The organism is Capnocytophaga sp. G1920, from assembly GCF_051417515.1.
Genome location: NZ_JBPRKH010000018.1, coordinates 1 through 21,706, shown reverse-complemented (window position 1 = coordinate 21,706; position 21,706 = coordinate 1). Strand labels below are relative to the sequence as shown.

General features: G+C 40.9%; 18 protein-coding genes and 1 rRNA gene. 13 read left to right on the top strand and 6 right to left on the bottom strand.

All coding sequences use genetic code 11. The annotated features are described in order from the left end of the window. Positions 1–396 precede the first annotated feature (396 nt). From ACSQ7D_RS10070 to ACSQ7D_RS10060, 3 genes are all read left to right on the top strand, one after another. On the top strand, positions 397–1,119 hold the full coding sequence (locus ACSQ7D_RS10070; RefSeq protein ID WP_437136165.1) for a nitroreductase family protein: 723 nt from the start codon (positions 397–399) through the stop codon (positions 1,117–1,119). Between the two features lie 112 nt (positions 1,120–1,231). Next, positions 1,232–2,194 carry a type I phosphomannose isomerase catalytic subunit gene (locus ACSQ7D_RS10065; protein WP_437136164.1) on the top strand — a complete coding sequence of 321 codons (963 nt, stop codon included), beginning with the start codon at positions 1,232–1,234 and terminating at the stop codon, positions 2,192–2,194. A gap of 19 nt (positions 2,195–2,213) precedes the next feature. Next, complete coding sequence (locus ACSQ7D_RS10060; protein WP_437136163.1) at positions 2,214–3,224, top strand: 3-oxoacyl-ACP synthase III family protein; 1,011 nt, start codon at positions 2,214–2,216, stop codon at positions 3,222–3,224. Between the two features lie 121 nt (positions 3,225–3,345). Here ACSQ7D_RS10060 and holA read toward each other — a convergent pair whose 3' ends face one another. Continuing rightward, entirely contained in the window at positions 3,346–4,362 is a 1,017-nt protein-coding gene (gene holA / locus ACSQ7D_RS10055) for a DNA polymerase III subunit delta (RefSeq protein ID WP_437136162.1), read from the bottom strand. Positions 4,363–4,398: 36 nt separating this feature from the next. Between holA and ACSQ7D_RS10050 the strand changes: the two genes are divergently transcribed. The 10 genes from ACSQ7D_RS10050 (at position 4,399) to ACSQ7D_RS10005 (ending at position 16,672) form a co-directional block, all read left to right on the top strand. After that, positions 4,399–4,854, top strand: a complete 456-nt coding sequence (locus tag ACSQ7D_RS10050) for a type I restriction enzyme HsdR N-terminal domain-containing protein (RefSeq protein WP_002673741.1) — start codon at positions 4,399–4,401, stop codon at positions 4,852–4,854. Beyond that, complete coding sequence (locus tag ACSQ7D_RS10045; RefSeq protein ID WP_278591279.1) at positions 4,851–5,828, top strand: glycosyltransferase family 2 protein; 978 nt, start codon at positions 4,851–4,853, stop codon at positions 5,826–5,828. Before ACSQ7D_RS10050 ends, ACSQ7D_RS10045 begins: the two co-directional genes overlap by 4 nt. 644 nt (positions 5,829–6,472) lie before the next feature. After that, positions 6,473–7,717, top strand: a complete 1,245-nt coding sequence (locus ACSQ7D_RS10040) for an efflux RND transporter periplasmic adaptor subunit (RefSeq protein WP_437136161.1) — start codon at positions 6,473–6,475, stop codon at positions 7,715–7,717. Between the two features lie 143 nt (positions 7,718–7,860). Further along, positions 7,861–8,214, top strand: a complete 354-nt coding sequence (locus ACSQ7D_RS10035; protein ID WP_437136160.1) for a hypothetical protein — start codon at positions 7,861–7,863, stop codon at positions 8,212–8,214. Positions 8,215–8,321: 107 nt separating this feature from the next. Then, positions 8,322–8,543: a DUF2795 domain-containing protein gene (locus ACSQ7D_RS10030; RefSeq protein ID WP_002673751.1), complete on the top strand. Its 222-nt coding sequence runs from the start codon at positions 8,322–8,324 to the stop codon at positions 8,541–8,543. A gap of 349 nt (positions 8,544–8,892) precedes the next feature. Then, on the top strand, positions 8,893–12,255 hold the full coding sequence (gene secA / locus ACSQ7D_RS10025) for a preprotein translocase subunit SecA (protein WP_178976961.1): 3,363 nt from the start codon (positions 8,893–8,895) through the stop codon (positions 12,253–12,255). A 12-nt stretch (positions 12,256–12,267) separates the two neighbouring features. Beyond that, positions 12,268–12,813, top strand: coding sequence for a DUF3592 domain-containing protein (locus ACSQ7D_RS10020; protein ID WP_437136159.1), 546 nt, complete (start codon positions 12,268–12,270; stop codon positions 12,811–12,813). A 187-nt stretch (positions 12,814–13,000) separates the two neighbouring features. Next, positions 13,001–14,755 (top strand): DEAD/DEAH box helicase, encoded by a 1,755-nt coding sequence (locus ACSQ7D_RS10015; protein WP_437136158.1) that lies wholly within the window; start codon positions 13,001–13,003, stop codon positions 14,753–14,755. Further along, positions 14,755–15,330 (top strand): phosphatase PAP2 family protein, encoded by a 576-nt coding sequence (locus ACSQ7D_RS10010; RefSeq protein ID WP_437136157.1) that lies wholly within the window; start codon positions 14,755–14,757, stop codon positions 15,328–15,330. Before ACSQ7D_RS10015 ends, ACSQ7D_RS10010 begins: the two co-directional genes overlap by 1 nt. Before the next feature lie 73 nt (positions 15,331–15,403). Further along, positions 15,404–16,672 (top strand): DUF2851 family protein, encoded by a 1,269-nt coding sequence (locus ACSQ7D_RS10005; protein ID WP_437136156.1) that lies wholly within the window; start codon positions 15,404–15,406, stop codon positions 16,670–16,672. Positions 16,673–16,715: 43 nt separating this feature from the next. Here the strand turns inward: ACSQ7D_RS10005 and ACSQ7D_RS10000 are convergent, their stop codons facing one another. From ACSQ7D_RS10000 to rrf, 5 genes are all read right to left on the bottom strand, one after another. Further along, positions 16,716–17,117 carry a pyruvate carboxyltransferase gene (locus tag ACSQ7D_RS10000; RefSeq protein WP_437136155.1) on the bottom strand — a complete coding sequence of 134 codons (402 nt, stop codon included), beginning with the start codon at positions 17,115–17,117 and terminating at the stop codon, positions 16,716–16,718. Next, complete coding sequence (locus ACSQ7D_RS09995) at positions 17,114–17,746, bottom strand: HAD family hydrolase (protein ID WP_437136154.1); 633 nt, start codon at positions 17,744–17,746, stop codon at positions 17,114–17,116. The genes ACSQ7D_RS10000 and ACSQ7D_RS09995 overlap by 4 nt, the downstream gene beginning before the upstream one ends. Beyond that, positions 17,746–18,810 (bottom strand): Wzz/FepE/Etk N-terminal domain-containing protein, encoded by a 1,065-nt coding sequence (locus ACSQ7D_RS09990; protein ID WP_437136153.1) that lies wholly within the window; start codon positions 18,808–18,810, stop codon positions 17,746–17,748. The genes ACSQ7D_RS09995 and ACSQ7D_RS09990 overlap by 1 nt, the downstream gene beginning before the upstream one ends. 2 nt (positions 18,811–18,812) lie before the next feature. Beyond that, positions 18,813–21,287, bottom strand: a complete 2,475-nt coding sequence (locus tag ACSQ7D_RS09985; protein WP_437136152.1) for an SLBB domain-containing protein — start codon at positions 21,285–21,287, stop codon at positions 18,813–18,815. 186 nt (positions 21,288–21,473) lie between these two features. Further along, a 5S ribosomal RNA gene (gene rrf / locus ACSQ7D_RS09980) occupies positions 21,474–21,584 on the bottom strand. Positions 21,585–21,706: the final 122 nt, after the last annotated feature.

Sequence of the window (21,706 nt, the reverse complement as noted above, 5' to 3'; positions counted from 1 at the left end):
ACCAAAAAGGTGGTCTCTTTTTTGTTAGGTAAAAGGTGGAAACCTGAGTTAGAGGAATGAGGCTGTGCCTCAGAAATTAAACAAAATTTAAACAAAATCAAGGCTGTGCCTTGTAAAATGGGGAGGCGTTTAGTCGCGTACTTTCGGAGAAAATCGGAGGAGTTGGGAAAAGGAGGTAAAAGAGAAAAGGCAAAGACAGTAATAGATAGTATGTATGTGAAATGATATGAAAGAAATATTACTATTGTTTATATTGAGGAAAAGTTGTACTTTTGTATTTTAGTAATAGAGTCAAACCGGGCAGGGTGAACGATTCAGAAGGGTTTGTCTTTGGCGAACTAATTATATGTGAGCGAATTGCCTTTCGCCCTTACGATGACTGAAAACTAACGAACTATGTTAAAAGATATATTGAACTTTAGGAGAGCGGTGCGTTATTATGCGCCTACGCCCATAAGTGAGGAGAAGGTGCGCGAATGTCTTAAACTCGCCACACTGGCACCTACCAGCTCTAATATGCAGTTGTACGAGCTCTACCACATCACCGATAAGGCTTTGTTAGAGAAATTAGCACACGCCTGCCTCGACCAGCGTACGGCTACGACGGCACAACAAATGGTGGAATTCGTTACTCGTCAGGACAAACACCGCGCTCACGCTCGTGCTATCTTGGAGTTTGAGCGTGGCAATGTACAGCGGAACAGTCCGCCCGAAAGGCAAGCCAAGCGTATTAAGGATAAAGAGGCGTATTACAGTAAGCTGATGCCTTTTGTGTATAGTAGATTTTTTGGGCTACTAGGGCTCTTCCGCAAAGCGTTTGGGGTGGTTACCAGTTGGTTTCGCCCTATGATGCAACAGCTCTCGGAAGGCGATATTCGCGTAAGTGTACACAAAAGCTGTGGACTCGTAGCGCAGACCTTTATGCTGGCAATGGCAGAGGAGGGTTACGATACGTGTCCGTTAGAGGGTTACGATAGCAGACGCATTAAGAAGTTGTTACACTTATCTTGCGGAGCAGAAGTGAATATGGTGATTACTTGTGGACTTCGTGAACAGCGCGGTATCTGGGGCGAAAGGTTTAGATTGCCGTTTGAGGAAGTGTACAGACATAATGATTAATGGTTAATGAATAATGATGAAACACAAATAATTAATAATTTTACCAATTAACTAATTTGCTAATTGGCAAATTATTCGTATCTTTGCACTTTAACTAACAACCTTAATAAAAATGTATCCAATAAAATTTAAACCTATCCTCAAAGAACGCCTTTGGGGAGGGACTAAACTAAAAACATTATTCAACAAACCTATTGAAAGTGATATTACAGGCGAAAGCTGGGAAGTATCAGGCGTACCTGGCGATATCTCAGTAGTAGCCAACGGAGCTCTTGAAGGTAAAAGTCTGCAAGAACTCATCGATTTATACCCTAGTGAACTGCTTGGCAAACACGTGCACGAGCGTTTTGGTCACGATTTCCCTATCCTTATTAAGTTTATAGATGCACGCGAAGACCTCTCTATACAAGTGCACCCTAATGATAAATTAGCAAAAGAACGCCACAACTCTTTTGGTAAAACCGAAATGTGGTATGTGCTTCACGCCGATGCAGGAGCTGAACTGATTGTAGGCTTCAACAAAACAGTAACCAAAGAAGAGTATCAACAGCACCTCAATAGTGGTACACTCACCGATATTCTCAACTACGAAAAAGTAAAAGATGGCGATACTTTCTTCATCAATACGGGCAAAGTACACGCCATAGGTAAGGGAATTATCATTGCTGAAATACAACAAACCAGCGACATCACCTACCGTGTGTACGACTTCAACCGTCGCGATAAAAATGGTAACCTGCGTGAACTCCACACTGAACTCGCTCTCGATGCAATCGACTACGAGAAAAAAGACGACTTTAAAGTGGCTTATACCAAAGACACTAACACGGTAAACAAAGTGGTGAATTGTCCTTATTTTATTACCAACTTGCTACCGCTTACCGCAGGCTATGAAAAACAACTTTCACAAGACGATTCTTTCCATATCTATATGTGCGTAAAAGGCGAAGGTATAATAGGTGATGGTACTACCGAATTACCTATCAAGCAAGGGGAAACAGTGCTTTTCCCTGCTTCTTGTCACAAATTGGAGGTAAAAACCAAAGGAATGGATTTATTGGAAGTATATATTTAGACAACTAAAAACTAAAAATATGTTATATCGTTCAAGAATTAAGGGATTAGGATTTTACGTCCCTGAAAACGTAGTTACTAACGACGACCTATCCAAACTAATGGATACCAGCGATGAATGGATTCAAGAGCGCACTGGTATCCAGCAGCGTCATCACGCACTAAGAGGTAGTGACACTACTACCTCAATGGGTGTAAAAGCAAGTTTGAAAGCTATTGAAGCCGCTAATATCAATAAAGAAGAAATCGACTTTATTGTGTTTGCAACCCTCAGTCCCGACTTCTATTTCCCTGGTTGTGGGGTATTGGTACAAAAAGAATTGGGGTTGCCTACTGTGGGAGCTCTCGATATCCGCAACCAATGTTCGGGCTTTATCTATGCCCTTTCAGTAGCCGACCAGTATATCAAAACGGGTATGTACAAAAATATCCTTGTGATAGGTGCTGAAACCCAATCGCCCGCGCTGGATATGACCACTCGTGGTCGCAATATGGCAGTGCTCTTTGGAGATGGTGCAGGTGCTGCTATCGTTTCTCGCTCCGATGACCCCGAGCGCGGTATTCTCTCCACTCACTTGCATAGCCAAGGTGAATACGCCGAACAATTAGCAATGATTACCCCAGGGGTAGGTACCAAATGGGTAACCGAATTATTGGCAGAAAACGACCCTGATGATGTGAGTTATTATCCTAATATGAACGGTCAGTTTGTATTTAAAAATGCTGTGGTTCGCTTTGCGGAAGTGATAGAAGAGGGATTGAAAAGCAATGGTCTTTCTCACAAAGATATTAATATGTTGATTCCTCACCAAGCTAATTTGCGTATCTCACAGTTTGTACAACACCAATTCAAACTCACCGATGAACAAATATTCAACAATATAATGAAGTATGGTAACACTACCGCAGCTTCTATACCTATCGCCCTTACCGAAGCAGTTCAACAAGACAAAATCAAGGACGGAGATCTCGTAGTACTTGCTGCCTTTGGTAGTGGCTTTACTTGGGCAAGTGCTATCATCCGTTGGTAGACTATAGCGTGGCAGGCAGTCACAGTGTGACATAGAATAAAAAGGCTGTTGAACAGATAAATTTGTTCGACAGCCTTTTTTATATGTACAAATTACTGGTGTACGCCACAGTAACGATTTATCATTGAGTACTAAGCATTATAATAAGTTCTTTGCGGAGGTCAGCTTCTGTGAGGTTATTAGTAGCGCCTAATCCTTTGCTTTTTAGGTCTATTTCGCGCAAGGTAGCTATGATGGCACTTACACGCTTCATTGGGTAATGTTGAGAGCCTGAACGAAGGTCTTTGATGCCAAAGATAGGTACTTTTAGGGTCGCCATTACATTCTTATCACTTTGGTCGGTAAGACCGTGAAAGCCTAAGAGCTGTTGGAAATAACCGTAAAGCACCGTAAGTGTCATCACCAAAGGATTATCCTTAGGATTATCGGCGAAGTGTTTCAAAATACGCGTTACCTTATAGCTGTCGTTTACAGCAATAGCACTCTTGAGTTCATAATTATTAAACTCCTTGCTAATCCCTATATTTTTCTCTATAATATCAGGCGTTACTTCTGTATTTTCGGGGACGATGAGCGCCAATTTGTTTACCTCGTTTTGTATCCTACTCAGGTCGGTACCCAAGAAATCTACTAACATCTGTATCGCTTTAGGCTGAATACTGAGATGTTTCTTCTTCAACACATCAGGTAGCCACGTAGCTATCTGATTTTCGTAGAGTTTTTTACTTTCCAAGAGCACACAATCCTTATTCTTTTGCAGGGTTTTCAGCAATTTTTTGCGAGCGTCCAACTTCTCGTATTTGTAACAGAACACCAATACGGTCGTAGGCGTAGGGTTCTCTACATAAGGCACGAGTTGGTCGATAGTGCTTTTGAGGTTTTGCGCCTCTTTTACGATAATCACTTGGTGCTCGCTCATCATCGGGAACCGACGTGCATAGTCGATAATAGCAGGCACACTCACGTCCTGACCATAGAGTACTATCTGGTCAAATCCCTTTTGGTCTTCTTGTAATACGTGGTCTTCAATGTAATCAGAGACGATATCTATGAAATAAGGTTCTTCCCCCATCAGGAAGTAGATAGGGGCTATAATTCCTTTTTTTATGTTAGCTACAATAGTTTTTACTTCATTCATAGTGCAAAAATACAAAAAATATTCTACTTTTGCAGTATGGAAGCTCTAAATTTCAAAAACTACTCTTTTCGCTTGAAAAAAGCTGATGATAAGCTGTGGATATTCGACCTCATTCGTCGCAAGTACGTGGTACTACAACCCGAAGAATGGGTGCGCCAACACGTAGTACATTTCCTCATAGAAGAAAAAGGTTATCCAAAATCGCTCATCAATGTCGAGAAAAAGCTCTCTGTAAACGGACTCACTAAGCGTTACGACGTGGTAGTCTATTCCAAAAAAGGAGTAGTGCTCTTGGTAGTGGAATGCAAAGCGCCTAGCGTGACTATCACCCAACAAACATTCGACCAGATTGCACGCTATAACCTCAGCCTCAACGCCCAATACCTAATGGTCACTAACGGCATTACTCATTATTATTGCCAAACAGACTATAACCAATACAAATATATATTCTTAGCAGACCTTCCTCATTATAATGACCTCACACTATGACTCTCGCCATCGTAATACTTAACTGGAACGGCAAAACACTGTTGCAACAATTCCTCCCCTCGGTAGTACAATATACTTCCGAAGGGCAAATCTATGTGATTGACAATGCTTCTACCGACGATTCCGTCGCTTTTCTACGCTCACACTTCCCCGAAGTAACTATCCTAGAAAACCCTACTAATAGTGGGTATGCAGGGGGCTACAACCGCGCTTTACAACACATTGAAGCTGATATCTACTGTCTGCTCAACTCCGATGTACGAGTAACCGAAGGCTGGCTCACTCCCATCTTACGCACTTTTGAAGACGAACGCATTGCCGTAGTACAACCCAAGATAAAAGATGAAAAACGCCCCTCTTATTTCGAGTACGCAGGAGCAGCTGGGGGCTTTATCGACAAGTACGGGTTCCCGTATTGCAGAGGGAGAGTATTTGAGCGCGTAGAAGAAGATAAAGGTCAGTACAACACCCCTTCCCCCTCCCCTATCTTCTGGGCATCGGGGGCGTGTTTTTTTATTCGCGCAGAAATATTTCACCTATTAGGTGGCTTCGACGAAGATTTCTTCGCACATCAAGAAGAAGTCGACTTGTGTTGGCGGGTACATCACCTCGGCAAGCAGGTAGTGTATTGCGCCGAGAGTACCGTTTATCACGTGGGAGGGGCAACACTCACAGCTACCAACCCTAAGAAAACCTACCTCAACTTCCGTAACAGTCTTTTTATGTTACTGAAAAACCTCCCTTCCAAAAGCCTTTACACTACGCTCTTTCTCCGTATGGTGTTGGACGGTATTGCAGGAGTGCGTTTCCTTTTGCAGGGCAAACCCTGCTTTTTGTGGGCGATTGTGAAGGCACATCTCCATTTCTATAAAAGATTTCACTTCTTTAAAAAGAAGCGTCCTTCTCAGCTTATCACTGATTATTACCAAAAGAAATCCATTGTGTGGGAACACTTTGTTGTAGGCGACAGATAAATAGATGTCTGTTTGATATATAACAATTCTCTTTTCTGTCACACTTCCCTCCTAGTGCCTATGGCCTAAGACCCCAACACCACCCCATTTTCTCATTTTCTAATTTGCTAATTCTCTTCCCCTTTCGGTCACTACACTCCCCCTCTCCTTGGGAGAAGTCTCCGAATAGGAGAGTATGTGAACGGGGTGAGGATTCTCTTTCTTTCGCCTCGAAACCCCGATTTTAACATTTTTAGCCTTGTTGTATCACAGTATGAATCAACTACTTATATATCCTTTCTATACCAATCGTCCAAGATTCGTATAAGCTTCCTATAAGCTCTCTATAAGCTAACCCCACCCTCCTTACACCCTTTTTTCACCAAAACTCCTCTTAACCTTCTTTTGAATTTCTCCGTTTCTTTCCGAATACTACAACCCCTCCTCTGATCTGTCCGACCCGTCCGAAAAGTTCGACCCGTCTATTCCCCTTGGTGGTATTATTGGCATTTCTGGTTTTTCTGGTATTATTGGCATTATTGGCATTTACCCCATTTTCTAATCTGTTAATTCTCTCATTTTCTCATTCTCTCATTTTCTCATTTTCAAATTTGCTAATTTACTAATTGTTTTATACTTTTGCACCTGAAAACAACTTCACTATTATGAAAAGAAAAACCGTTCTCATTATTTTAGCCGTTATATTGCTAATTATCATTTTGATTATTGGTAAAAAAGCAGGTTGGTTTGGCGAAGAAAATTCTGCCATAAACGTCGAAACTCAAAAAGTAATTCCTACAACAATCATCCAAAAAGTGTCGGCTACAGGAAAAATACAACCCGAATTAGAAATCAAGATATCGTCGGAAGTATCAGGCGAAATTATAGAACTCCCTGTAAAAGAAGGGCAAATGGTAAAAAAAGGCGACCTTTTGGTGCGCATCAACCCCGATATTTACCAATCGGTAGTAAAGCGTAGTGCTGCAAGTTTAGAAACCGTACGCGCCAGCTTACAACAGTCCAGCGCTACCCTCAAAGAAGCCGAAGAGAGCTATAAGCGCAACAAAGTGTTGTTCGATAAGGGTGTAATCTCAAAATCCGATTGGGATAAAGCTGTTTCAGCCTACGAGGTAGCCAAAGCCTCTCGAGAGTCAGCTCGTTTTAATGTACAGAGTGCAATGGCAAGTGTTTCCGAAGCCCAAGACAACCTCAAAAAAACAATTATTTATTCACCTACCGATGGCACCATTTCTAAGCTCAGCGTAGAGTTGGGCGAGCGCGTGGTAGGTACGATGCAAATGACGGGTACCGAGATTATGCGTGTGGCAAATCTTCATAATATGGAAGTGGAAGTAGATGTAAATGAGAACGATATCGTAAAAATAAGTGTAGGCGACTCGGTGAATGTCGAAGTAGATGCTTACCTAAAACGCGTGTTCAAAGGTACCGTTACCAATATCGCCAATACCGCCAATACCACCACTAGCGCAGACCAAGTAACGAACTTCAAAGTCAAGATACACATCGAAGAAGCATCGTATAAAGACCTCTCAGAAAACAAACCGGTTGGCTATTCGCCCTTCCGTCCAGGTATGACCGCAACGGTAGATATTATCACCCAAACCAAAAAAGACGCAGTTGCAGTACCTATCAGTGCCATTATTGTAAAAAAGAAATCTGAAATCGACCCTAAAACCCCTAAGGAAGAAGCCGACAAAAAGCAGGAAGCGGTGTTTGTACTCAAAGACGGTAAAGCCGAACTCCGTGCGGTAAATACCGGCATTCAAGACAATGTGAATATCGAAATCCTTTCAGGTGTAGCCAAAGACGAGATTATTATCACCGGTCCTTATAATGTGATATCTAAGACTCTTAAGAATAATGAAAAAGTTAACAAATTAACAAATTAGTAAATTAGAAAGAACAGAAGAATATCAAAAACTATCTGAAGAAGAGAAAGAAGAAATAATTAAAATAGCAAAATATGAACGTGAAGCAAATCCTAACAATCTTTGTAATTAGTCTTCTAATATTTCTTAGTAGTTGCAATTCTATGAAAAGGCAAATAGATCCTTATCAAGAGAAAATTGGCAAGAAAGGCGATGATTACTCTTTGTCTTATTATAAAAGTAAAAGGGCGTCGGTTAAAAGTATTTTAAATATTAAAATTTTTGAAGGAGACGGCTCTTTGTCAACTAGTAATTTGTATTTACATATTAATGGAGTACCTATTATTTCAAATTATAAAGAGAATTTTTATCTTCTTCCTAATAGAAAATACGATGTGCAAGTCACTACTTTTTCAGGGTATAAAGGTGTGTATATAAATAATATAAAGATGAAAGAGAAAGATTCGGTAGTGCTAAATGTATATCTGAAAGAACCTGCTCTAATATTTTGTGAGTAGCACAAAATGAAGAAAGGCTATACATGCAGGGGCAAATTAGCAAATTATTTTGTATAATAAATAAAAAGTATTACTTTTGCGCAAAATTTATAAAATTCTATTAGTTTATGTATTGGACGTTAGAACTTGCATCTTATTTAAGTGATGCTCCTTGGCCTGCTACTAAAGACGAGCTTATCGATTATGCTATCCGTACAGGCGCTCCTATGGAAGTGGTGGAAAACCTTCAAGAAATAGAAGACGAAGGTGATATGTATGAATCTATCGACGAAATCTGGCCTGATTACCCGTCGGAAGAAGATTACCTATGGAATGAAGATGAATATTAAAAACAAAAATAAAAGTCTCTCTGAGGAGACTTTTTTTAATTTGCCAATTTGTAGATTAACCCAAAATTTACATTAAAATAATTAACTTTATAAATATTCACTTTTGCAGATTGTCCCCCTTCGGGGGTTCGGGGGCTTTCTTTTAATTTGCAAATCAGCAAAGTAGCAGATTAGCAAATCAATATAGTGACAAATTGTCAGTTCTCGCCTTTTGGTATATTTATTGACAAATTTACGGTATGAATTTTGCCAAAGTTTCTAACTACCTGTCGTGCTACGACTCGTGCTACAACTCGTGCTATGACCTTTGGCAAAGTTAAAAATTAATCATTAATCATTAATCATTATAATGAGCATTATCAATTCCCTTATTAAAATTTTCGTTGGCGATAAAGCCAAAAACGACCTAAAAGCAATCCAACCTATCGTTGAAAAGATAAAAACTTACGCCTCTCAGTTAGAAAATATCTCTAATGATGAGTTGCGCGCAAAAACTATTGAGTTCAAACAAAGAATAAAAGACGCTCGCGCCGAGTTCGATACTAAAATAGCCGAACTCGAAGCCCAAGCAAACGCTACCGACGATATCGACGCTAAAGAAGACCTCTATACCGAAATAGATAAACTCAACGGCGAAGCCTATCAAGTATCTGAAAAAGTATTAAACGAGATCCTTCCCGAAGCCTTCGCAACAATGAAGGAAACTACCCGTCGTTTTGCTAATAACGAAACAATTACCGTAACAGCTACCGAACACGACCGCGAACTATCGGCTACCCACGATTATGTAACGATTGAGGGTGATAAAGCTGTGTGGAAAAACCACTGGGACGCCGCTGGTAAAGATGTTACTTGGGATATGGTACACTACGATGTACAGCTCATCGGAGGTATTGCCCTTCACCAAGGTAAGATTGCCGAAATGCAAACAGGGGAAGGTAAAACCCTTGTGGCTACCTTGCCAGTCTACCTCAATGCCCTAACGGGGAATGGGGTACACCTGGTAACCGTGAACGACTATTTGGCACGCCGAGATAGTGCTTGGATGGGACCTTTATTTGAGTTCCACGGTTTGCGTGTGGATTGTATCGACAATCACCAACCTAACTCCGAAGCCCGTCGCCGTGCTTACAACGCCGATATTACCTACGGAACTAACAACGAATTTGGTTTCGACTACCTCCGCGACAATATGGCGCACACTCCCGAAGATTTGGTGCAACGCGCTCACAACTATGCCATTGTCGATGAGGTCGACTCTGTATTGATAGACGATGCTCGTACACCGCTCATCATCTCAGGTCCTACCCCTAAAGGCGAATTGCACGAGTTCAACGAACTGAAACCTTTAGTTGAAAATTTGGTAAACAAACAGCGTACTTACCTCACCAAAGTATTAGCCGATGCCCGCAAACTCATTGCCGAAGGGGATACCAAAGAAGGGGGATTCCAACTCTTGCGCGTGTATCGCGGTTTGCCTAAAAACAAAGCACTCATCAAATTCCTCAGCGAAGAAGGGGTAAAACAACTGCTCCAAAAAACTGAAAATTACTATATGCAGGATAACAATCGCGAAATGCCAAAGGTAGATGCCGAATTGTACTTCGTGATTGATGAGAAAAACAACCAAATCGAGCTTACCGATAAAGGGTTTGCTGATATTGCCTACGATGGTGATAAAGATTTCTTTGTTTTACCTGATATTGGGGTAGAAATTGCCAATATCGAGAATCAAGGTCTTCCTATTGAAGAAGAAGCTAAACTAAAAGATAAGTTATTCCAAGATTTTAGCGTAAAAAGCGAACGCATTCACACCCTTAACCAATTGCTCAAAGCCTACACCCTTTTTGAAAAAGATGTAGAGTATGTGGTGATTGACAACAAAGTGCTCATCGTCGATGAACAAACAGGTCGTATTATGGACGGTCGTCGTTATTCTGATGGTTTGCACCAAGCGATTGAAGCCAAAGAGAATGTGAAAATTGAGGCAGCTACCCAAACCTACGCGACTATTACTTTGCAAAACTACTTCCGTATGTATAGCAAGTTAGCAGGTATGACGGGTACTGCTATCACCGAAGCAGGTGAGTTCTGGGAAATCTATAAACTCGATGTAATGGAAATCCCTACCAACCGTCCTATTGCCCGCAAAGACCACAACGACCTTATCTATAAAACCAAACGCGAGAAATACAACGCCGTAATCGATGAGGTAGTAAAACTATCCGAAGCTGGTCGCCCTGTGTTGATAGGTACTACTTCTGTGGAAGTATCCGAACTCCTCAGCCGTATGCTTACAATGCGCAAGGTGAAACACAATGTGTTGAACGCTAAATTACATAAAAAAGAAGCTGAAATCGTAGCCGAAGCCGGACATAGTGGTGTGGTAACCATCGCAACCAATATGGCAGGACGTGGTACCGACATCAAGTTAACCCCCGAAGTAAAAGCTGCAGGAGGTCTGGCAATTATAGGTACCGAACGCCACGACTCTCGCCGTGTCGATCGTCAGTTGCGCGGTCGTTCTGGTCGTCAAGGTGACCCTGGTAGCTCACTCTTCTTCGTTTCTCTCGAAGATAACCTAATGCGCCTCTTCGGTTCTGAACGTATTGCCCGACTAATGGACAGCTTAGGTCATAAAGAAGGCGATGTAATTCAGCACTCTATGATGACCAAACGCATCGAGGCAGCTCAGAAAAAGGTAGAAGAAAACAACTTCGGTATGCGTAAACGTCTGTTAGAGTACGACGACGTGATGAACGCACAACGCAAGCAAATTTATAAACGCCGTCGCCACGCTCTTGAAGGTGAACGCCTAAAAGTGGATTTGGCAAATATGATATTCGATACTTGCGAGAATATAGTAGAAAACAACAAAGGTGGAAATAACTACAAGAATTTCACTTTCGAGCTCATCAAATATTTCTCACTGAAAACACAAATTTCAGAAGCCGAATTCGCCAAACAATCGCCAAACGACCTTACTTTCACCTTGTATCACGAAGCGCTCAAACACTATCAGGAAAAAGCTGAACGCAGTGCCGCTCAAGCCTTCCCAGTGATTAAAGAGGTATACGAAAATCCTAATAATACTTACGAGCGCATCGTCGTGCCTTTCACCGATGGCGAAAAGATGCTCAACATCGTAACCGACCTCAAAGAGGCGTACGAAACCCAAGGTAAGAAACTCGTAAGCGATTTCGAGAAGAATATTACGCTTGGCATCATCGACGAAGAGTGGAAAACGCATCTCCGCCGTATGGACGAACTCAAACAATCTGTACAATTAGCGGTGCACGAACAGAAAGACCCGCTGCTCATCTATAAGTTTGAAGCCTATCAGTTGTTCAAAGCTATGGTCGATAAGGTAAACAAAGAGATTATTTCTTTCTTGTTCAAAGCCGAATTGCCTACTCAAAATCCACCCGTACAGGAAGCCCATGCGCCACAACGCACTCGTGAACGCTATCAAACCAATAAGGAAGAAGCCCTCAACAGCGATGAAATGGCACAACGCGCCCGTGAAGTAGGGCAACAAGCCTCACAGCGCCGTTCGGTAGTAGAAACCATCGTACGCGAACAACCTAAAATCGGTCGTAACGATAAGGTAGTAATCCAAAATATCCGTACCGGTGAACGCAAAGAGCTCAAGTTCAAACAAGCAGACCCCCTAATAAACAGCGGAGAATGGATTTTAGTATCCAATAAATAAATCACTAAGGTAATGGACGAGCAAATGATGGACAATCAAATAGGAATGTTGCTGAGTTCTGGTATATTCTTTCTGTTCTCATTGGTATTCTTGGTTACTGCTGAAGTTAACAAAAGAATTACCGAAAAAAACAAAAAGCTATATCAAGGAAAAGCACAAGGAGAGATATTAGAAATTGTCAAATCAGGCAGTCAAGGTGTAGGAGGTATTGGTTTTAATAATAGGACTTATGTAGTCTATAAGTATACTGTAGGAGAAAATACTTATATTGTAAAACCTCTTGTTCTCAACTCAAACGCCCCTATAAATTTGAAATATGCTAACTCGGATCATACTTTTTGTGTAACCTATTTTGGAGCTCATAGTGGTAGCCGTCAAACCAATTATCGAGCAGGTGAGAGTATTACAGTAGCCTATTTGCCCGAAACTCCCAATAAACACCAGATAGTAGACGATAAAGATAAAAAGTCTTTTTGTAAGGGGTTTCGTATAACAGGATTTGCAATAATGTCCATTGCAGTAATTTTCTTGATTGTTTCCTTTTTCATAAAAAAATAAGCAGAAACACAATATAAATTATTTATTATACTTTGCCAAAGTTTCCTGCCCGTGCGGCTCGCACCTTTGGCAAAGTTTTTTCTTCTTAATTGTCAATTATCAATTGTCAATTGAAAATATTGTTGTACCTTTGCGCTTTAGAATACATTAGCAAATTGGCAAATTTGCTAATTTACAAATTGTATTAATGAATTTATTTGAACAATTAGGTCTTAATGAACCTATCCTCAAAGCCATCAGCGATATGGGCTTTGAAACTCCTTCTGAAATTCAGCAAAAAGCCATCCCTACTCTTTTGGCAAATGGTGCTGATATGGTAGCTTTAGCCCAAACGGGCACTGGTAAAACAGCCGCTTTTGGCTTTCCTCTACTCCAACTTATTGATACTGATAGCCGTGTAACTCAAGGTCTTATCCTTTCACCTACACGCGAACTCTGCTTACAAATCGCTTCTGAACTCCGCAATTATGCTAAGTACCTCCCTAAGGTGAACGTAGTGGCGGTATATGGCGGTGCAAGTATTGAGGAACAAGCGCGTAGCCTCAAAAAAGGCGCACAAATTATCGTGGCTACTCCTGGGCGTATGCAAGATATGATACGCCGTAACTTCGTAGATATCAGTCATATCAACTATTGTGTGCTCGACGAAGCCGACGAAATGCTCAATATGGGCTTCTATGAAGATATTACCGCTATTCTGTCGCATACCCCTCAAGAAAAAAGCACTTGGCTCTTTTCGGCTACTATGCCTAACGAGGTGGCTAAGATAGCGCGTAAGTTTATGCGTAAGCCTATCGAAATAACAGTAGGAACTCGCAATCAGGCTACTAACACTGTGCAACACGAGTACTATATAGTGAGCGGTCGCCATAGATATCAAGCCCTAAAACGCCTCGCCGATGCCAACCCCGATATCTTCTCAGTAGTGTTTTGCCGTACCAAACGCGATACACAGGCAGTAGCCGAAAAACTCATTGAAGATGGCTACAACGCTGCTGCTCTTCACGGCGATTTGAGTCAGAATCAACGTGATTTGGTGATGAAATCTTTCCGCGCACGCCAAATACAAATGCTCGTCGCTACCGATGTAGCTGCCCGCGGCATTGATGTAGACGATATCACTCACGTAATTCACTACCAATTGCCCGACGAAATAGAAACCTACAACCACCGCAGTGGGCGTACAGGTCGTGCTGGTAAATCGGGAATTTCAATGGTAATTTTACCAAAAAGTGAGGTGAAGAAAATCAAAACTATCGAAAAGATGATAGGGCAACCTTTTGAGCAGAAACAATTGCCATCGGGTATGGAAATCTGCGAGATACAGCTCTATCACTTGGCTAACAACCTCAAAAATACAGAAGTAAACCCTGCCATCGATGATTATTTGCCAGCTATCTATAAAGAACTGCAAGAAGTAAATCGTGAAGAGCTCATCAAGAAAATATTCTCAGTAGAGTTTACGCGTTTCTTCAATTATTATAAAAATGCTGAAAACCTATCGGTAGAGAACGAGCGCGAAAGCCGCAGTGGGGGTAATAGCGATGAAGTGCGCTATTTTATCAACATAGGTGAGCGCGATGGCTACGACTGGAAATCACTCAAAGATTTCCTCAAAGCAACCCTTAATTTAGGTCGTGATGATGTTTTCAAAGTAGATGTAAAGAACAGTTTCTCTTTCTTCAATACCGATGCCGACCTCTCCGATTTGGTGATGAGCACCTTTACCGATTTTCAAATGGACGGTCGCTTCATCAATGTAGAACTCTCTACCAAAGGAGCTGGTAGAGACCGTGGCGGACGCAAACGCGGAAATGATGACGGTAGAAGACACGGCAATGATGAGGGGAGAAATCGCAAAAAAGGACAAAGAGAAAGCCGAAAACAAAAGACTGCTGAAGCCCTCCAACAGGCTTTTAAAAAGAAGAAAAAACGCAAATAATGTTAGAATACCTTATAGAAACGGATAAGCAACTGCTCTGTTCCCTCAATAGTTGGGGGACGCCCGAAGCCGACAGCCTTTGGTTAGTAATCACCAATGAACTCTCGTCTATCCCCCTCTATGCTTTTTTGTTATACTTGTGTTTCAAGTATTTCCATTGGAAACGAGTGTTGCTCATCTTGGTATTTGTAGCTATTATCATCACCACTACCGACCAGCTGGCGAACGTTTTCAAATACGGATTCCAGCGCCTGCGCCCTTGTCACGATGAGAGTCTTATCGGGCAAATGCGAATGGTGATTTGCGGTGGTAAGTATGGGTTCTTTTCAGCTCACGCCGCCAATACAATGGCAATAGCCGTATTTTTTAGTTACTTGCTTAGAAAAAATGCCCGATATATCGTCACTCTATTGCTCTGCTGGTCAATTATTGTAAGTTATAGCCGTATTTATTTAGGTGTGCATTTCCCAGGTGATGTATTGGTAGGTTGGATTTTCGGTACACTTTTAGCTACCCTTTATTATTTCCTCTTTCTATTTGTGGAAAAGAAATTAAAAAGCCCAACTCGAGAATAATTTGCATTGTTACAACCTTTACTAATTAAATAAGCTGGCACTTTTCTTACCTCTTATCTCTTACCTAAACAAAATGAAAGAAGATTTCTTACACTACCTATGGAAATACAAAAGAGTACCTCTCAACACTGTACTTACTACGGGAGAGCGCTTGCAAATTCTCTCATTTGGTGACTACAATACCCTTTCTGGTCCCGATTTCCAAAGTGCCCAACTGCTTATAGATGAGCAGCAATGGGCAGGTAATGTAGAAATGCATCTCAAATCATCGCATTGGTATGTGCACGGTCACGAGAGTGATCCCGCCTATCGCAATGTGATTCTGCACGTAGTTTGGGAACACGATATAGAAGTATTCGATGCTAACAACCAGCCTATTCCCACTTTAGAACTCCGAGGTCTTATCTCCCCCGAACTCTTAGAGCGGTACAATACGACTGTAACCTCACACTACCAATTTATTCCTTGTGAAAAAGAATATACCACCGTACCTGCCATTACTTTGCTTTCGTGGAATGAGCGTTTGTTAGTAGAACGTTTAGAAGAAAAAGCCACCGCTGTGAATGAGTTGTGGAAAGCTACCAATTTCGATTGGGAGAAAGTACTTTTTTGTATGCTCCTCAAGTCTTTTGGAGGCACTGTAAACGGCGAAGCCTTCCTACAATTGGGCAAACATCTCGATTTTAGTATTATTCGCAAAGAGCGTTCACACCCCTTACATTTAGAAGCACTACTACTGGGGCAAGCAGGCTTACTCTCCGAAGAAACTGAACTCACCTATTCACGTGAACTCTTGCAAAATTATCACTACCTACAACAGAAATACAACCTCTCTGCACCCGTAGTAAAAATACATTTCACCGGTTTGCGTCCGCAAGGTTTTCCCACTATCCGACTCTCGCAACTCGCACAGCTATACGAACTAAATGAAGGTTTGTTTTCACAAATTCTTGAAGTGAATGATTTCAAAAGTATCCAAAAACTCTTTGCGGTAGGAGTCTCCGACTTCTGGGAAACCCAGTATACCTTTACCAAGGCTTCTAAAAAAGTAAAAAAGCCTATTAGTGCGAGTCTCATCATACTTATTTGGATAAATGTATTCATTCCTCTCAAATATGCCTATTACCAAAGTTTGGGCAAGGACGTGAGTGAATCTCTCATCGAAGAACTCAAAACAATGACAGCCGAAAGCAACAGTATTATCACTCAATACCAACAATTAGGAGTCTCTGTTGCCACTGCTTTTGATACTCAAGTACTTCTGCAACAGTACAAACGCTATTGCCAATCCAAACGCTGTTTAGATTGTGCTATAGGGATTTCGATTTTAGGGAGGAAATAAAAAACTTTGATAAAAGCTATTAAACTTAGTCACATACCCAGCTTTACTTGTTACTTGTTACCTGATGTAGCGCTTCGTTATAAGCACTCTCAAAAGCGAGCAGGTTGATGCCCGTAGAGTGGTGTTGGGCTTGGAAGAAGGTGAGGAGTTTTTCAGTAGGAAGATAGCCTCCATAACCTTTGATAGCACTATAAAAACGCGTAGTGCCGGCTTGGTAGGCAGTAGCCAAACAGCTAATAGTAATGCCCTGTTTTTCAATGGCAGGCAGTTCGTCGTCTAAGAGCAAGATTTTTGTTTGGGTGTTTGAAAAATCTAAATAACTAACTAAAGGATGTAGTTCGGCTTTGAGGGCAAGACCATAAAAACGAACAGCCAATAAAGATTGCAAATAATCCTCATTGGCTATCGTTACACATTCTATAAGTTGTAAGTTGTTATTTGTCATAAAAGTTCTTGCATTGAATGGATAACGCTATCGGCTTGACTTAAATCTTGTCCGCCTGAAAGAGGATTTTGGAAGCCCACACACTGCATATTAGCACTTTTGGCAGCTTTTACGCCATTGGTACTGTCCTCTATCACTGTAAATTGTGTTACTGGCAAGTGGTACCATTGGGCTACCTTTAGGAATATTTCGGGATTAGGTTTGCTGTATTGCACATCATCGCCACTCATTATCACTTCAAAATAGTGTGCTATATTTGTTTGCTGAGTAAAAATATCGATAAGTTTGCGTCCAGATGAAGAAGCTAATGATAAGTGTTTTCCTTCATTCTTAAATTTCTCTAACACTTCTTTTACGTGAGGTACTAAGGAAACTTTCACTTCGGGTAATCGTTTGAAAAAGTAATCACGGTGAAACTGCATTAGCTCCTCTACACTTTCTGTGCGCTGGGCATCGCGTTTTACCTTTTCCCACATTGGGAAGGCCGACATACCTGTGAGAGTTTGTATATACGCCTTGTCAAACGGAATGCCTTTCAGCTGAAAAGTCTCATAAATAATCTCTTGGTGCATTGGTTCACTGTCTAATAGCACCCCGTCCATATCAAAGATAATATAGTTGTTAGTCATTAGTCGTTAGATTTGAGTTGCCGTCTAAAGTCTTTTAGAAAAACATTACCTATTCCTATAATGAGTCCTACAAACGTCCAAATGGCAATAATCATCATTCGTTTAGGTTTAGACCGTTCGTTAGGTACGCTCACAGGCTCAATAATGGTAAATATTGGTTGGTCTTCCTTCATCTTAATACGTTTGGTTTCAAGTTGCTTAGCTAATTCAGTATATACATTAAAAGCTAAATTATACTCAGCTTGTAGTTGTTGCAAACGCGTTTGAGGCAAATTGCTAAAAAGGTCACGATTGCGGTCTTGGAAACCTGCCACAGCGTATTGCTTTGCCTTAAAATCTTTTTCAGCTTCGATAAAACGTTGTTGTACAAAGTCGAACTCTTCTTTTGCTTTTTGCAATTTAAACTCAGTTACTGTTTCTTGCAATAACTGTTGCGCACTTTGCAACATTTGTGCCGCAGGAAGTGCTTCGGGCATTGCATACGATAGCGTAATATAACCCTCTTTTTCATTTAAATTCAACTTAATATTATTATCGATACTATTAAGGATAGCTCTCTCCTCTCTACTAATACTCGTAATATGAGTGGTGTCTTGTATCTTAATAGACGGTTCAGAAGGATTTGAACGGAAAATACTCATCACACTGCTCCAAATGCTCGGTTTCGCATAGCTTTTACAATATTGCTCATAGGTAATTGGATTAGGAATATCTGAAAATGTAAGCTTCGTCTGTGCTAATTTCTTTTTAAACGGAACACTTTCAATAATCTTGGAGTAGGTAGTAAGTGGAATAGCATCTGCATTGTTCCCTCCTAAATTAATCCCTGCCATAGCAGCAAGTCCTCCCAATCCTCCTGTCGATTTGCTATCAGTTGCTTGCGGTACCATAATAGTGGTAGCGGTATATTCTTTAGCCGAAAATAAGGCTACTAATACCCCTATAACCATAAATATCAACGTAAATACAGCGATTGATTTCTTAGCTCTCCAAAGCTTATTAATAAGCTGTAGCAAATCTATTTCATCTTCTTCTCTTATCGTATTGTGATGATTATTTCCCATAGTTATTTTTTAAAAGCACTGTAAATTAACACCCCCATAGTAGTAATAGCCGAAATGATACCCACCGTTTCTCCGGTTGTAAGACGTTGTTTTTCGGGTTTTGAAGGTACTATAATAATAGCCCCAGGCTCTATTTTGGGGTAGTTTTTAAAGAATAGAGAGATGCGCGTCGCCTTTATATCTCCATTGGCATACATCACATAAATAGCACTCCTCTTCGCCCTGCTGGCAAAGCCTCCTGCACTACTTACATACTGATGTATAGAAGCTCCTTTTTCATAACGCACTAATGAAGGTGCTAATACTTCTCCTCTAATTTCCACAGTTTGTTTTTCTGAAGGGACTAATAACATATCTCCGTCATTGAGCAAGAGGTCATATTTGCTGTGTTTTCGGTTTAATATCTTTTTTACATCAAGCCCTATGCGATACTCATTGCTTTTTTTAGCTACTCTTCTCAGTGTTTTATTCGAAGTGCTACTGCTCGTGTCGTTCTCAATCTCAATGAGTTCTTTTAAGAAATCTTCTTGTTGAATATCTCCTTCATCTGTCTTCTTTCTCACAAGCGTAAGTCCTTCTTTATAGGCAAAGGGAGTAAAACCGCCCACACGCTCCAATAAATCCGAAACACGTTCGTCTTTAGATTGAATACTATAAACACCTGGGTAGAGTACTTCTCCCATTACCGTTACAGTTTGCATAGGAGTAAATCCTTTAATATAACGTACCGATACGACATCGTTAGGTTGCAAGGTAAGTCGTTCTCCTTGGGGCTCTAACTGATGGTTAGACGATACCTTAAAGGCTTGACTTAGTTTCTGAAAATTACCATCGTTAGTTTCTCTAAATACCTCAATCATAGAAGGGTCTGCACCATTAGCCAAACCTCCTGCCAACGAAATCACGTCTTCCACCGTCATATTCTCCATAAAAGGTAATTCTTTAGGCTTATTTACAGCTCCTTCTACCTTTACAAAGCGTTTGTACTGAAGAGAATCTCTGTAGAAAATATGAATACTATCATTGTCTTTTAGTGGAATATCATTTTTCTTTTCTATGAGGTCTTTTACCGAAAAACTAAGTGTTTGATAATCTACACGGTTTTCAGTGCGGAAGATAAGACCTCTATTCAAGGAAGCATCTTTTCTCACACCGTTAGCTCTGTTGAGTAAGTCGTAAGCCGTCATCCCCTCTTTAAACTCGTATACCCCAGGCTGATATACCGCTCCGCCTATACTGAGCCTATTATGGTATTCATCAGTAATAGCGTGTACATTTAGGCGGTCTCCATTTTGCATTTTTACTTTTGAAATATCAGCAAAAGGAATCTCTTTTACTTCTCGTTTAGCATCTTTAATGCGCTCCAACACCAAAGTATTGGTAAAAGCATCAGAGGTAAAACCTCCAAAGAAGGTGATGAGGTTCGCCAGCGTCTCATTGTCTAAAGTCTCATAAAAACCACGTCGTTTTACTTTCCCATCCACCCATACGCGGTTTTTATATGGGGGTACAATAATCACATCTTGGTCTTTAAGACCTATATTGCCTTTTTCTGAACCATTTATTAGGAAATTATACACGTCAAAAGTAGCAACTTTTTTACCTCCACGAAAGATATTTATTTCCCTAAACGAACCGCTTTCCGAAGGGCCTCCACAAGCATATAATGCGTTAAGCACTGTTGAAAGCGAACTAAGTGAATAAGTCCCAGGAACTGCCACTTCGCCTATGATATTCACCTTTACTGTACGCACCTGACTGATGGTTACCCCTGTATAAATTTTCGCATAACTACCCTCAGGAGCCGAAATACCAGAATAAATGCGCTTGAGCTGTGAATTAATCTTAGCCTTCACCTCACTGAACGAAAGTCCTCCCACGTGAATACGCCCGATACCATTTAGGAATATATTTCCCTCAGCGTCTACTTTTTGCTTAAAAGAACCTTCTGTCGCCCCCCAAACTTCCACGAGTAGTTCATCGCCAGGACCTACTTGATAGTTGTCGGGAGTTGCCATATTGAGGTTAGGAGTAAAAGATATTTTAGGATTCTTGAAGAAACTCATTCCAAATATAGAATCCTTTTTCTGTTTAGTAGTGATAGAATCTTTATTTTCTTTGCCGGTATAACCAAAAATATCATCACCTTCAGCCGGGCGTCTACCTGTTTTTGTGTTTTCTTTAAGTTTGTTTTTAATATCAGAAGAAGTGCTGAGTTGCATAATGCGCTGCTTGAGCTTCATTACTTGCGTTTCTTGCATACCGCGACTGCGAGCCAAAGCAACGAATTGGTCTAATGAATAACCTTGTGCTTGAGCGCGATCCCAATAATTTTTAATCTGTGCATCACTCAAGTTATCCACATTCACAGTAGTGATATCTACATTGTTATAGGTAGCATTAGGAGAGGTCACCTGTGCTACTGCCTGAGAGATAACTAAAAGTAAGTATATAATAAGTAATTTAATCTTCAACATTATTGCATAATTGATTTTGGGGCAAAGATACAAAACTATTAGCAATTAGCAATCAAGATATTGTTTTTTTAGTCCACCGTTGTTAATTCTCCTACTCTCCCTCCAACTCGTCTTCCCCCTTCCAAGCAGTCCCACAACTTCAAACAACAAAAAAAGAGCAACTCTATATCAGAATTGCTCTTTATAAGAAGGCGGCGACATACTCTCCCACAACAAGTGTAGTACCATCTGCGCTAAAAGGTTTAACTGCTCTGTTCGGAATGGTAAGAGGTGAGACCTTTGACTATAACCACCTTAAATCTTTAGGCCTTAGGTTTTAGGCCATAGGCCTTAGGTTGTGCGACTCAGAACTAATGCCTGATGCCTGTGGCCTAATGCCTTGATATTTTAACATATAGGGATAAAAAACATATTTTCTC

Coding starts and splice junctions, on each gene's coding strand:
- secA (WP_178976961.1), top strand. CDS start 8,893: ATGAGCATTATCAATTCCCTTATTAAAATTTTCGTTGGCGATAAAGCC.
- holA (WP_437136162.1), bottom strand. CDS start 4,362: ATGAATGAAGTAAAAACTATTGTAGCTAACATAAAAAAAGGAATTATA.
- ACSQ7D_RS10070 (WP_437136165.1), top strand. CDS start 397: ATGTTAAAAGATATATTGAACTTTAGGAGAGCGGTGCGTTATTATGCG.
- ACSQ7D_RS10010 (WP_437136157.1), top strand. CDS start 14,755: ATGTTAGAATACCTTATAGAAACGGATAAGCAACTGCTCTGTTCCCTC.
- ACSQ7D_RS10060 (WP_437136163.1), top strand. CDS start 2,214: ATGTTATATCGTTCAAGAATTAAGGGATTAGGATTTTACGTCCCTGAA.
- ACSQ7D_RS10015 (WP_437136158.1), top strand. CDS start 13,001: ATGAATTTATTTGAACAATTAGGTCTTAATGAACCTATCCTCAAAGCC.
- ACSQ7D_RS10065 (WP_437136164.1), top strand. CDS start 1,232: ATGTATCCAATAAAATTTAAACCTATCCTCAAAGAACGCCTTTGGGGA.
- ACSQ7D_RS09995 (WP_437136154.1), bottom strand. CDS start 17,746: ATGACTAACAACTATATTATCTTTGATATGGACGGGGTGCTATTAGAC.
- ACSQ7D_RS09990 (WP_437136153.1), bottom strand. CDS start 18,810: ATGGGAAATAATCATCACAATACGATAAGAGAAGAAGATGAAATAGAT.
- ACSQ7D_RS10020 (WP_437136159.1), top strand. CDS start 12,268: ATGGACGAGCAAATGATGGACAATCAAATAGGAATGTTGCTGAGTTCT.
- ACSQ7D_RS10000 (WP_437136155.1), bottom strand. CDS start 17,117: ATGACAAATAACAACTTACAACTTATAGAATGTGTAACGATAGCCAAT.
- ACSQ7D_RS10040 (WP_437136161.1), top strand. CDS start 6,473: ATGAAAAGAAAAACCGTTCTCATTATTTTAGCCGTTATATTGCTAATT.
- ACSQ7D_RS09985 (WP_437136152.1), bottom strand. CDS start 21,287: ATGTTGAAGATTAAATTACTTATTATATACTTACTTTTAGTTATCTCT.
- ACSQ7D_RS10030 (WP_002673751.1), top strand. CDS start 8,322: ATGTATTGGACGTTAGAACTTGCATCTTATTTAAGTGATGCTCCTTGG.
- ACSQ7D_RS10035 (WP_437136160.1), top strand. CDS start 7,861: ATGAAAAGGCAAATAGATCCTTATCAAGAGAAAATTGGCAAGAAAGGC.
- ACSQ7D_RS10045 (WP_278591279.1), top strand. CDS start 4,851: ATGACTCTCGCCATCGTAATACTTAACTGGAACGGCAAAACACTGTTG.
- ACSQ7D_RS10005 (WP_437136156.1), top strand. CDS start 15,404: ATGAAAGAAGATTTCTTACACTACCTATGGAAATACAAAAGAGTACCT.
- ACSQ7D_RS10050 (WP_002673741.1), top strand. CDS start 4,399: ATGGAAGCTCTAAATTTCAAAAACTACTCTTTTCGCTTGAAAAAAGCT.